Origin of the sequence: Actinomadura sp. NPDC000929 (assembly GCF_040492065.1) — a bacterium.
Taxonomy (GTDB): domain Bacteria; phylum Actinomycetota; class Actinomycetes; order Streptosporangiales; family Streptosporangiaceae; genus Spirillospora; species Spirillospora verrucosospora.
Genome location: NZ_JBEUPA010000206.1, coordinates 1 through 11,646, shown reverse-complemented (window position 1 = coordinate 11,646; position 11,646 = coordinate 1). Strand labels below are relative to the sequence as shown.

Here is an 11,646-nt window from a genome sequence, read left to right as displayed (position 1 = left end):
GGGCGCAGCCAGCCGGGCCACGCCGCGCCGACGGGGTGCGCGGCGGCGAGCCGTCCGGCGAACGCGCGCCCCCGGTCGCGGCGCCGGCGCAGGGCGGCGGCCGCGCGGTCGCCGGGGTCCCCTCCCCCGGCGGCCCAGCCGGCGAGCAGCCCCTCGGTGCGGGCGGCCGGAGCCCCGGCGATGCCGGTGATCTCCCCGGCCGCGTAGACGCCGGCGACGCTGGTGCGCTGGTCGTCGTCGACGTCGGCGAAGGCGCCGCCGCGCAGCCGGCAGCCGGCGGCGACGGGCAGTTCGAGCTGCGGACTGAAGCCGTGGGTGACGCAGAGGGCGTCCACCGCGACGGTGCGCTCGGTGCCGGGCACGACCGACCAGTCGCGGCGGAGCCGCGCCGTGACCGCCTCTTCGACGCGCCCGTCGCCCCGGGCCTCGATCACGGCGCGGCCCGTCCGGTAGGGGACGCGGTGCCGGGCCAGCAGCGCCGCGTACCCGGCCAGCTCCCCCGCCTTGCCCGCCTGCGGCGCCAGCTCCCACGGGCGCGCGGCCCAGCCGCGCGCCACGGTGGCGGCCGGGTTGGCCTCCAGCACCTCGAGGACGGTGCCGCCGGCCTCAATCAGCGACGCGGCGACCGGGAGCAGGAACGGTCCAGAGCCGGCGACCAGGACGGGGTCGCCGACGACCAGGCGCTCCCCCTTCGCCAGTGCCTGCGCCGCCCCGGCGGTGTAGACCCCGGGCAGTTCCCAGCCCGGGAAGGGCAGGACGCGGTCGTGGGCGCCCGGCGCCAGCACCAGCGCGTCCGGGCGCAGGACGCGCCGTTCCCGTCCGGCGCCGTCGGCCTCGCCTCGCAGCACGTGGACGTGCGGCGGCCCCTGCTCGGCGCGGTCGAGGGACCAGACGGCGCTCTCGGGCCACCAGTCGCAGCGCGGGTGGCCGAGCACGCGGTCGCGCAGCCGCTCGAAGCCGCGCCACCCGTGGTGGAGGCGGCCGGGGCGGGCGGCGCCGAAGGCGGCGGGCGGCATCCGGTGGTACTGGCCTCCGGGGTCCTCGGCGGCGTCGAGCAGCGTGACCCGCGCCCCGGCGCGCAGCGCGCCCGCCGCCGCGCCGAGCCCCGCCGGGCCGGCGCCGACGACCACGACGTGCCTGCTCACCTGGCCTCCCTGGACTGGGTCGTGACGGCGTCGCCGTCGCGGGCGCGGCGGCGGCACGCCCGCACGTCGGGGACGCCGTTGACGGTGAGGAGGCAGTCGAAGCAGGCGCCGATCCCGCAGAACACGCCGCGCGGGGCGCCGGAGGGCCCGCGCCGCCAGGTGCGGCGGCCCGCGGCCAGCAGCACTCCGGCGAGGGTCTGGCCGGCGACGCCGTCCACGGGTTCGCCGTCCACGGTGATCCGCAGCGGGACGTCGGGGCGGCGGCCGGTCCGGTCGGCGCCGGCGGGGACGAGTCGCGCGCTCATCGGGTCTCTCCTTCGCACTGGGCGGCGGGCCGGTCCGCGCGGAACGGCGCCGCGTCGATCGCGGGGACGCGGCCGAGCATGAGGTCGCGCAGGACGGCGGCGGTCCCGGCGGACAGGCCGATCCCGGCGCCCTCGTGGCCGGTGGCGTGCCAGAGGCCCTCCAGGTCCGGGTCGGCGCCGATCACGGGCAGGTGGTCGTCGACGTACGGGCGGAACCCCCCGTAGGCGCGCATCACCGGCACCCCGGCCAGCGACGGGAACAGCCGCAGCGCCTTGGCGGCGATGACCGACAGCACCTCGGGGCGGATCCGGTCGTCGAACCCGACCCGGCGGCGCGAGGAGCCGAGGAGGATCGTCCCCGCCCGGGTGGACTCGACGACGGCGGACGCCTGCAGGTCCCCGGCGCCGCTGCCGACCGCGGCCACGTAGTCCGCGTCGTAGACCTTGTGGAAGACGGTCGGCGGCATCGGCGCGGTCACCAGGACCTCCCCGCGGCGGGGCCGGACACCGAGCCGGACGCCGAGCCGCGCGGCGACCTCCCCCGCCCAGGGCCCGGCCGCGTTGACGACCGCGTCGGCCTCGATCGTCCCGCCGGAGGTGCGGACGCCGGTGAGGCGGCCGCCGCTGCGGACCGCGCCGAGGACCTCGCACCCGGTGCGCAGGACGGCGCCGGCGCGCACGGCGGCGGCCAGCAGGGCGACGGCGGCTCCGGCGGGCTGGACCTGGGCGTCCTCGGGGTAGTGGACGGCCTTGGCGAAGTCGCGCGTCAGGTGGGGTTCGGCGGCGGCGAGGGCGGCGGCGTCCAGGTCCTCGGCGGTGATCCCGGCCTCGCGCTGGGCTGCGGCGAACTCCGTCAGCGCCGCGGCGCCCGCCGGGGTGGTGGCGACGACGATGCCGCCCTTGGCGTCCCATTCGACGCCGCCCGCGTTCGGGTCGCCGTCCAGGATGGCGGGCCACAGCTCGCGCGACAGCCGCGCCAGTTCGAGCTCCGGGCCCGGCCCCTTGTCGGAGACCAGGATGTTGCCCTCGCCGTGGGCGGTGGTCCCGGCGGCGGGGCCGCCCCGGTCGGCGACGACGACCTCGCAGCCCGCCAGGGCCAGCTCGCGGGCACAGGCCGCGCCGATGATCCCGGCGCCCAGCACCACGACCCGCGTCATCGACCCTCCCGTTTGCCGTTCGTTAAACCGAACGATTCCGAGAGTAAGCGCGCCACGCGCGCGCTGTCAACGCGCGGGCGGCTCCGGATTCAGGGGGTTTCCGCCAGATGGGACGGGGTGCCGGGCGAGGCGTGAAGCCGCTGGTCAGCGCTGTACTGCAGCAGCAGGACGGACCGGACGGGCCCCTCGACCGCGGTGTAGCGGTGCGGCAGGCGCGCGTCGAAGCCGACGTAGTCGCCCGGCCCGAGTTCCACGTCCCGGTCGTCCACCCGAACGGCGAGCCGCCCGGACTGCACGACCGTGTGCTCCATCCCCACATGGCCGAGCGAGTCCTGCCGGCGGCCGGCCCTGAACTGCTGGTCGTACACCTCGAACATGGCGCCGCCGGACTCGATGCCGCGCAGCGGCCGCAGGTCGACGCCCTTCCCGCTCAGGACCTCCACCTCCGCCGCGCGCACCACCGTGAGCCCGGACGGCTCCTGGTGGTCGAGCAGGTCGGAGATGGGGACCTCCAGCGCGCGCGAGAGGCTGAACACGGTCTCGATCGTGGGGTTCCCGGCGCCCGCCTCCAGCTGGGACAGCGTCGCCTTGCCGATCTTGGACCGGCGGGACAGCTCCGACAGCGACAGGCCGAGCTCCAGCCGCGCGCGGCGCAGGTTGCCGGCCAGCACGTCCCGCACCGATTCCCCTGACGCCCCCACGCTCCCGCTCCTCGTCCGCTCGCCCACTCACGTTCGCTCTATCGAACGGCCAGTGTACTCGGCGGCCCGGAGGGGTCAGAGCTCCACCAGCGTCCCGGCGCCGGCCTCGCGGGCGCGGGCGACGATGACGGACGCCGCCGCCGCGTCCTGCACGCCGAGGCCGACGCTGTTGTAGAAGACGAGGTCGGTCTCGGACCGCCGCCCGGCGGCGAGGCCGGCGACGATCGGGCCCAGCGGGCGCACCCGGCCGGGGTCCAGCTCCCCGGCGCGCACGGCGGCCACGACGGGACCGGCGTGCTCCAGGGCGGTCGTCACGTCGTCCACCACGACCGCGGCGGCGCGGGCGAGAACCTCCCCGTCCACCTCCGCCCGGTCCGGGGCGAACGATCCGACGCTCACGACCGTGCACCCGGGGTCGAGCCACGCGCCGAGGACGACCGGCTCGGCGCTGGTGGTGGCGGTGACGACGATCTGCGCGCCCCGGACCGCCTCGCGGGCGGACGCCGCCGCCCCGACCGGCAACTCCAGGTCCCGTGCGAGCTCGGCGGCGGCGGTGCAGGTGTCCGGATGGCGGCAGGCCACCGCCACCTCGGTGAGGGGACGCACCGCGGCCATCGCCCGCACGTGCGCGCGGCCCTGGACGCCGCAGCCGACGACCGCGAGGCGGCAGGCCCCCGGCGCCGCGAGGTGGTCGGCCGCCACCGCGCTCGCCGCCGACGTGCGCAGCGTCGTCACGGCCTCGCCCTCGATGACCGCGACGGGCCTCCCGTCCACCGGGTCAAGGACGGTCACCAGGGCCGCCACGGTCGGCAGGCCGCGCCCCGCGTTGCCCGGGGTGACGCTCCCGAACTTGGCGACCGCGCCGGCGCCGGGCAGGCGGGAGACGTAGCCGAAGGCGACGTCGCCGTCCGGGCCGTCCAGCAGCACCCGCGGCGCGAGCCGCGCCCGCCCGCGGCCGAGCGCGGCGAACGCCTCCCGCTGCGAGGCGATCGCGGCGGGCAGGTCGAACACCGCGCGCACGTCGGCCGCGGAGAGCAGCAGGACACCGGCCATGGGGAGATCCTTTCCAGGCCGCGGCCGCGCTGTCGAGTGGCGAAAGGGCAAGCGGTGCTTACCGATCAGTGCATGAGATCGCATGCTTGCCCGTCTCGACGCCCGTGCCTGGACGTTTCACGCTTTCACCATCCCGGACCACGAGGACCTGCCGGCCACGAGCGACGGAGAGCCCCGATGACTCCACTGACCCCGCGGGACCGCGGACGCCGGTTCCGGACTCTCACCGCGGCGGGCGCCGGCCTGCTGCTCGTCCCGCTCGCCGCGGCCTGCGGGTCGGGCGGCTCCGGCGGCTCGGGCGCCATCAGGATCGGCGTTCCGGCGCCGCTGAGCGGTGACTCCGCCTCGGCCGGGCAGGACATCCTCGCCGCGGCCAGGGTCGCCGCCGACGAGATCAACAAGGCCGGCGGGGTGGACGGCCGGAAGATCCAGATCGTGGAGGCCGACGACCAGTGCAGCGCCCAGCAGGGCGCGCAGGCCGCGCAGAAGCTGCTCAACAGCGGGGTCGTGGCGGTCGCCGGCGGGTACTGCTCGGGCGCGGCGGTGCCCGCGATCCCGATCTACGGCAGGCGCGGCGTCCCGTTCGTGATGGACGCCTCCACCAACCCCTCCCTCACCGACAGCGGCAAGGGCAAGGTGTTCCGCACCTGCGGGCGCGACGACAACCAGGGCCTGGTCGCGGCCAAGTTCATGACCGGGCCGCTCGGCGCGAAGCGGATCGCGCTGCTGCACGACAACACCACCTACGCCAAGGGCCTCGCGGACGCCGCGGCGAACTCGGCGCGGCAGGCGGGCGGTCAGGTCGTCTACGAGAACGCGCTGCAGCCCGGCCAGTCCGACTACGGGCCCGTCCTCACCAAGATCGCCTCGACGCGGCCGGACGTGCTGTACTTCACCGGCTACTTCGCCGAGGCGGGCCTGCTGATGAAGCAGCGCAAGCAGCTCGGGCTGAGGTTCGCGCTCATGGGCGGGGACGCCACGACCGACTCCACCGTGCTGAAGACGGCGGGCTCGGCGGCCGGCGGCTACATCGCCACCACCGCGCCGCTGGCCAAGGACCTGCCGGCCGCCGCGAGGTTCGTCTCGGCGTACAAGGCGGCGAACAACGCCGATCCGGGGCCGTTCTCGGTGTACGAGTACGACGCGGTGAAGGTCGTCGCGAAGGCGATCGACGACGCCGGGTCCACCCGGGGCGCCGCGATCACCGAGGCCCTCCACAAGATCAAGGACTTCCCGGGCATCACCGGGCCCATCACCTTCGACGCCAAGGGCGACCGGACCGACCCGCTCTACATCACCGTCCAGGTCCAGGGCGGCGCGTTCACCGCCTACAAGAAGCTCGACGAGAGCGGCGCCACCTGGGTGGACGCCAAGACCTCCTGATCAGGGGCCCGATGAGCGAATTCGTCCAGTACCTCGTGAACGGCCTGACGATCGGGGCCTTCCTCGCGCTGATCGCGCTGGGCTACTCGATGATCTACGGGGTGGTCCGGCTGATCAACTTCGCGCACGGCGACGTGTTCATGATCGGCGCCTTCGCCGGGTTCGGGACGCTGACCGCGCTCGGCGCGAGCGGCGGGATGGCGCTGCCCGCCGTCCTGCTCGCCGTCGTGGTCGGCGCGCTGACCACCGGCGCCATCGGGACCGGGATCGCCAGGGTCGCCTACGTGCCGCTGCTGTCGTCGCCGCGCCTGGCGCTGCTGATCGCCGCGATCGGGGTGTCGCTGGCGCTGGAGGAGGGCGTCAAGGTGCTCACCGACGCCCGGTTCAAGTCCTACCCCCACGCCCTGGACGGCGGCCGGATCCTCAGCGGCGTCGTCCACGTCACCTGGGGGCAGCTCGTCCTGGTCGTGCTGTCGGTCGCGCTGATGGCGGCGCTGTGGCTGTTCGTCACCCGGACCGTGACGGGGACCGCGATGCGCGCGCTGGCGATGGACCGCGACGCGGCCCGGCTCCAGGGGATCGACGTGGAGCGGCTGATCCTGGCGACGTTCTTCATCGGCTCGCTGCTCGCGGGCGCCGCGGGCGTCATGTACGGGCTGTACTACGTTCAGATCAGCTTCGGCATGGGCTTCCTCATCGGGCTGCGCGCGTTCACCGCCGCGGTGCTCGGCGGCATCGGCAACCTGCCGGGGACGATGGTCGCGGGCGTGTGCATCGGCCTCGTGCAGTCGTTCTCCGCCGGGTACGTCTCGTCCCGCTGGACGGACGTCATCATCTTCGGGCTGCTGATCGCGGTGCTGGCGCTGAGGCCCACCGGCCTGTTCGGCGAGCGCGTCGTGGAGCGGGCGTGAGGGCGCCGCGCCCCGCGGGCGGGGAGGCGGCCGTCCGGTACGGCGGCTGGCCGCTGCTCGTCGCGCTCGCGCTCGCCGCCGGGCAGACCCTCGACGACTACGCGCTGACCGTCGCCGGGACGATCCTGGTCTACGCGATCCTCGGGCTGGGGATCAACATCGTCGTCGGGTACGCGGGCCTGCTCGACCTCGGGTTCGCCGCGTTCTTCGCGATCGGCGCGTACGCCTCCGGGCTGCTGACGCTGAAGCTGGGGTGGGGCTTCTGGGCGACGCTGCCGGTCGCGGTCGCCGCCGCGGCGGTGGCCGGGGCGGTCATCGGGTACCCGACGCTGCGGCTGCGCAGCGACTACCTCGCGATCGTCACGCTCGGCTTCGGAGAGATCATCCGGATCGCGGTCATCAACCTGGAGGTCACCGGGGGCCCGAACGGGCTGACCGGGATCCCCCCGGCGACGGTCGGCGGGCGGGAGATCGTCACGCCGCGGGACTTCTTCCACCTCGCGCTCGCGTTCTTCGTCGTCGTGCTGGCCGCGACGGCGCTGCTGGCCCGGTCGCGGCTCGCCTACGCCTGGCGCGCCGTCCGGGCCGACGAGACCGCCGCCGAGGCGGTCGGCGTCCCGGCGCGGCGGGTGAAGCTGCTGGCGTACGTGCTGGGCGCGATGACCGGGGCCGTCGCGGGCCCGCTCAACGCCGCGCAGCTCGGCACCGTGGACCCCTCCAGCTTCACGTTCCTGACCTCGCTGATGATCCTGCTCGTGGTGATCATCGGCGGGATGGGCAGCCGGCCCGGCGTCGTGGTCGGCGCCGTGGTGATCGTCGCGCTGCCGGAGGCGCTGCGGACCGTCCAGGAGTACCGGGGCCTGTTCTTCGCGCTGCTGCTCATCGCGATCGTGCTCCTGCGGCCGCAGGGCGTGTGGCCGTACCGGCCGCGCCGCCTGCGCCTCCCGGCGGAGGCGGGGCCCGCGCCCGGGCCCGCGGCGGCGCGCGGCACGCTGCTGGAGGTGGACGGCCTGACCCGCCGCTTCGGCGGCGTCACCGCCGTCGAGGGGCTCGCCCTGCGCGCGGACGCCGGGCAGGTCGTCAGCGTGATCGGCCCGAACGGCGCGGGCAAGACCACCGCGTTCAACTGCGTCACCGGGATGATCGCGCCGTCGGCCGGGACGGTCGTGCTCGCCGGGCGGGACGTGCGCGGCCTCGCCCCGCACCGGGTCGCCGCCGCCGGCCTCGCGCGCACCTTCCAGAGCATCCGGCTGTTCGAGGAGATGACCGTCGCCGAGAACGTGCTGATCGGCCGGTTCGCCCGCGACCGGGCCCTGCTGCGGCCGCTGTCGCGCGCCGACCTCGACGCGGTCCGCCGCTGCCTGGACTTCGTCGGGCTGCTGGAGGCCGCCGACCGCCCGGCGGGCGGGCTCGCCTACGGCGACCGGCGCCGGCTGGAGATCGCGCGGGCGCTCGCGGGCGACCCCCGCGTCCTGCTGCTGGACGAGCCCGCCGCGGGCGCGAACCCGACCGAGAAGCGGGCGCTGATGGGGCTGATCTCGCGCATCGGCGCGCTCGGCGCCGCCGTGGTGCTGATCGAGCACGACGTCGCGCTGGTCATGTCGATCTCCGACCGGGTGACGGTGCTGGAGCACGGGCGGACGATCGCGGCGGGGCCGCCGGCGGAGATCCAGGAGGACCAGCGGGTCATCGCCGCCTACCTCGGCGTGCCGGACGACCCGGAGACCGACCTGGCCGCGGAGGTGCTGGGGTGACGCTTCTGCGGGTGAGCGACCTGCGCAGCCGGTACGGCCAGGTCGAGGCGCTGTCCGGGATCTCCTTCGAGGTCGGCGAGGGCGAGATCGTCGCGCTGCTCGGCAGCAACGGCGCGGGCAAGACCACCGCGCTGCGGACCGTCACGGGCCTGCACCGGGCCCGGTCCGGGCGGGTCGAGTTCGGCGGCCGCGACATCACCCGGCTCGCCGCGCACCGGGTCGTCGCGGCCGGGCTCGGGCACGTCCCGGAGGGGCGGCGCGTGTTCCCCGCGCTGACCGTCGCCGAGAACCTGCTGCTCGGCGGGTACCTGCGGCGCCGCGACCGGGCGCTCGTCGCGGCCCGCCGGGACGAGGTCTACGCCAGGTTCCCGCGCCTCGGCGAGCGGCGCGCGCAGCCGGCCGGGCTGCTGTCGGGCGGCGAGCAGCAGATGCTCGCGATCGGCCGGGCGCTGATGCTGCGGCCGCGCCTGCTCGCCCTCGACGAGCCGACGATGGGGCTGGCGCCGCGGACGGCGCAGCAGGTGCTGCGGGTCGTCCGGGAGATCCGCGACCAGGGCGCCGCGATCCTGATCGTCGAGCAGAACGCCCACCAGACGCTCCGCCTCGCCGACCGCGCCTACGTCCTGGAGACCGGCCGGATCGTGCTGGACGGCCCGGCGTCCGCGCTCGCCGGGGACGACCGGGTGAAGGCCGCCTACCTGGGCGGCGACCCGGTCATCGACGCGACGTGAGCAGCGCGCGCGCCGCGTCCTCGATCGCGGCCTCCGACAGCAGGACGTGGGAGGCGGCGTCTCCCAGCGGGATGAAGCTGTCCTCGCTCGTGACCCTGGCCGCGCGCCCTTCGAAGCCGACGTCGGCGAGCGCGGTCAGGACGCCCTCCGAGACGCCCCCGGTGCGGCGCGTCTCGTCCGCGACCAGGACGGCCCCGGTGGCGCGGGCCTCGCGCAGCAGGTCCTCGACCGGGAGCGGGGCCAGCCAGCGCAGGTCGAGCACCCGGCACCGGACGCCCCCGGCCTCCAGGCGGCGGGCCGCCCGCAGGCTCATCCGCAGGCCGTTGGCGAAGGTGACGACGGTGAGGTCGCCGCCGTCCCCGTAGGTGCGGGCGCGGCCGATCGGGACCGTCCCGCCGGCCGGGGCCAGCCATCCGCCGTCGCCGTCGTCGTGAAGGTCGCGCACGTGGTAGAGCGCGATCGGCTCCAGCATCACGCACACGCGCCCGTCGCGCCCGGCGGCGTCCGCGCAGGCGCGCAGCATCCCCGCGGCGTCGTCGGGCCGGGCCGGCGACGCGATGACGAGCCCCGGGATGTCGCGCAGGGCGGCGACGGCGTTGTCGTTGTGGAAGTGGCCGCCGAACCCCTTCTGGTAGGCGTAGCCCGCGATCCGCACGACCATCGGGTTGCGGTACCGGCCGGAGGAGAAGAACGGCAGCGTCGCCGCCTCCCCCCGGATCTGGTCGGCGGCGTTGTGCAGGTAGGCGAGGTACTGGATCTCCGGGACCGGCAGCATCCCGGCGGTCCCGAACCCGAGCGCGAGGCCGAGGACCGACTGCTCGTCCAGGATCGTGTCGAACACCCGGGCCGCCCCGGCCCGCCTCATCAGCCCGCGCGTGACCCCGTAGACGCCGCCCTTGCGCGCCACGTCCTCGCCGAAGACGAGCATGCCGGGCCGCTCGTCCAGCAGGTCGCCGAGCGTCCGGTTGACCGCCTGCGCCAGCGTGACCGGCTCCCCCTCCGCGGCCACCGCTCCCCCTCCGCGGGCGGTGGAGCGGAGCGGCGCCATGACCTGCGCGGCGGACGCCAGGCGCGGGGCGCCCGCGACGCTCTCCGCCAGCGCCATGACCTCCGCGCGCTTGGCCTCGTAGAGGCCGACGACGTCCTCCGCGGTCGCGACTCCGCGGTCGACGAGGAGGCGCGCGGTCCGCAGGAGCGGGTCGCGCTCCAGGTCGGCCGCCATCTCGGCGAAGGTCCGGTACGCCGACTCGACGTCGGAGCCGGCGTGGCCCATCAGCCGGACGGTCCGCAGGTGCAGGAACGCGGGACGGCGGCGTTCGCGGACCCAGTCGGCCGCCCGCGCCGCCGCGGCGTGGGCGTCGGCGAGGTCGCAGCCGTCCGCGTGGAAGTAGGCGAGGCCGGGCCGCGAGCCGTAGGCGGCACGGATCCAGCCGGGCGCCGTGCGGACGCTGATGCCGATCCCGTTGTCCTCGCAGACGAGCAGGAGCGGCAGGGGAAGGCCCTGGTAGCCGCAGTTGACGGCCGCGTTGACGGCGCCGGCGGCGGTGGAGTGGTTGGCGGAGGCGTCCCCGAAGCTGCACACGGTGACGGCGTCGCGCGGCCACGGCGAGTCCAGGCCGAGCCGGGCGGCACGTTCGATCGCGAAGGCCACGCCGAGCGCGCGCGGGAAGTGCGAGGCGATGGTGGAGGTCTGCGGGATCACGTTCAGCGGGCGGCTGCCGAACACCTTGTGGCGCCCACCCGCGATCGGTTCCTCGGCGGCGGCGACCAGCCCGAGCAGGACGTCGCGGAGCGGGTCGCCGCCGGGGACCTGGCGTGCCCGCTCCAGGAAGAACGCGCCCGACCGGTAGTGCAGGAGCGCCGGGTCGTCCGGGCGGAGGGCGGCCGCGACGGCCGCGTTGCCCTCGTGCCCGGCCGAGCCGATCGTGTAGAAGCCGTGGCCCTGCGCCTGGAGGCGCCGGGCGGCGAGGTCCAGGTGCCGGCTGCCGAGCTGCGCGTCGAACAGCTCCAGGCAGCGCTCGCCGGTGAGCGCGCCAGGCGGAGCGGGCGCGCCGGAGGGCGCCAGGGTCGCGGCCGTCTCGAGGAAGTGGACGTCGGCGGGCTCGGGCATGCGTGCTCCTGGGTGCGGATCGGGACGCGTGTCGAGCATCGGACGCCGCCCGGCCGAGGCCAAGCCGCGCGAGGCCGCGAACCGGTGGGGAGTTGGCCAAGGATCGCTTAACGACGCCCCCGGGAGAGCCTCAGCCCGGCTTGGCCTCGCGGTAAGGAAGCCGCGCTCTGCCCGATCTTGGCGCGGGCGGGCGGCCCGTTCAGGCTGGGAGCGTGCTCTCCTCCGTCATCGGCGGCGCCCGGATCCCGGCGGGGCCGCGCTCGTACCGTTCCACCGACCCGTCCCGCACGTCCGAGACGGTCGCGTGCTGGGCGCCGACTTCCGGATCGACGAGACCGCGAACCCCGAACTCGCCGACCATCTGCGCGCCCTCGCCGCCCGCTACACCCGCGCCAC

General features: G+C 75.9%; 11 protein-coding genes. 4 read left to right on the top strand and 7 right to left on the bottom strand.

From position 1 onward, the window contains the following. From ABWI04_RS39090 to ABWI04_RS39070, 5 genes are all read right to left on the bottom strand, one after another. The coding region (locus ABWI04_RS39090; protein WP_353835539.1) for an NAD(P)/FAD-dependent oxidoreductase at positions 1-1,145 on the bottom strand (1,145 nt) is incomplete at its 3' end. Continuing rightward, positions 1,142-1,450, bottom strand: a complete 309-nt coding sequence (locus ABWI04_RS39085) for a (2Fe-2S)-binding protein (protein WP_353835537.1) — start codon at positions 1,448-1,450, stop codon at positions 1,142-1,144. The genes ABWI04_RS39085 and ABWI04_RS39090, both read right to left, overlap by 4 nt. Next, the gene (locus tag ABWI04_RS39080) at positions 1,447-2,607 is read right to left on the bottom strand and encodes an NAD(P)/FAD-dependent oxidoreductase (RefSeq protein WP_353835536.1); all 1,161 of its coding nucleotides are present in this window, start codon (positions 2,605-2,607) and stop codon (positions 1,447-1,449) included. Before ABWI04_RS39080 ends, ABWI04_RS39085 begins: the two co-directional genes overlap by 4 nt. An 89-nt stretch (positions 2,608-2,696) precedes the next feature. After that, on the bottom strand, positions 2,697-3,308 hold the full coding sequence (locus ABWI04_RS39075; RefSeq protein ID WP_345187158.1) for a helix-turn-helix domain-containing protein: 612 nt from the start codon (positions 3,306-3,308) through the stop codon (positions 2,697-2,699). Positions 3,309-3,383: 75 nt separating this feature from the next. After that, a complete protein-coding gene (locus tag ABWI04_RS39070) occupies positions 3,384-4,361 on the bottom strand; it encodes an ornithine cyclodeaminase family protein (RefSeq protein ID WP_353835535.1) in 978 nt (325 codons plus the stop codon). A 177-nt stretch (positions 4,362-4,538) separates the two neighbouring features. Here ABWI04_RS39070 and ABWI04_RS39065 point away from each other — a divergent pair, with 177 nt between their 5' ends. From ABWI04_RS39065 to ABWI04_RS39050, 4 genes are read left to right on the top strand one after another with little or no spacing between them, the layout of a single operon-like run. Continuing rightward, positions 4,539-5,744, top strand: coding sequence for a branched-chain amino acid ABC transporter substrate-binding protein (locus ABWI04_RS39065; protein ID WP_345187162.1), 1,206 nt, complete (start codon positions 4,539-4,541; stop codon positions 5,742-5,744). Positions 5,745-5,755: 11 nt separating this feature from the next. After that, a complete protein-coding gene (locus ABWI04_RS39060; protein WP_345187165.1) occupies positions 5,756-6,655 on the top strand; it encodes a branched-chain amino acid ABC transporter permease in 900 nt (299 codons plus the stop codon). Then, on the top strand, positions 6,652-8,409 hold the full coding sequence (locus ABWI04_RS39055) for a branched-chain amino acid ABC transporter ATP-binding protein/permease (RefSeq protein WP_353835534.1): 1,758 nt from the start codon (positions 6,652-6,654) through the stop codon (positions 8,407-8,409). Before ABWI04_RS39060 ends, ABWI04_RS39055 begins: the two co-directional genes overlap by 4 nt. Beyond that, complete coding sequence (locus ABWI04_RS39050; protein ID WP_345187169.1) at positions 8,406-9,140, top strand: ABC transporter ATP-binding protein; 735 nt, start codon at positions 8,406-8,408, stop codon at positions 9,138-9,140. The genes ABWI04_RS39055 and ABWI04_RS39050 overlap by 4 nt, the downstream gene beginning before the upstream one ends. On the opposite strand, the gene ABWI04_RS39045 is transcribed toward ABWI04_RS39050, so the two are convergent. Beyond that, positions 9,124-11,250: a thiamine pyrophosphate-dependent enzyme gene (locus ABWI04_RS39045; RefSeq protein ID WP_345187172.1), complete on the bottom strand. Its 2,127-nt coding sequence runs from the start codon at positions 11,248-11,250 to the stop codon at positions 9,124-9,126. The genes ABWI04_RS39050 and ABWI04_RS39045 overlap by 17 nt on opposite strands. A 199-nt stretch (positions 11,251-11,449) precedes the next feature. Next, positions 11,450-11,646: hypothetical protein (locus ABWI04_RS39040; RefSeq protein WP_353835533.1), on the bottom strand; the 197-nt coding region annotated here is incomplete at its 5' end.

What these genes read in the sequence shown, in the direction of transcription:
- ABWI04_RS39085 (WP_353835537.1), bottom strand. Translation starts at nt 1,450, where the DNA reads ATGAGCGCGCGACTCGTCCCCGCCGGCGCCGACCGGACCGGCCGCCGC.
- ABWI04_RS39080 (WP_353835536.1), bottom strand. Translation starts at nt 2,607, where the DNA reads ATGACGCGGGTCGTGGTGCTGGGCGCCGGGATCATCGGCGCGGCCTGT.
- ABWI04_RS39070 (WP_353835535.1), bottom strand. Translation starts at nt 4,361, where the DNA reads ATGGCCGGTGTCCTGCTGCTCTCCGCGGCCGACGTGCGCGCGGTGTTC.
- ABWI04_RS39065 (WP_345187162.1), top strand. Translation starts at nt 4,539, where the DNA reads ATGACTCCACTGACCCCGCGGGACCGCGGACGCCGGTTCCGGACTCTC.
- ABWI04_RS39060 (WP_345187165.1), top strand. Translation starts at nt 5,756, where the DNA reads ATGAGCGAATTCGTCCAGTACCTCGTGAACGGCCTGACGATCGGGGCC.
- ABWI04_RS39045 (WP_345187172.1), bottom strand. Translation starts at nt 11,250, where the DNA reads ATGCCCGAGCCCGCCGACGTCCACTTCCTCGAGACGGCCGCGACCCTG.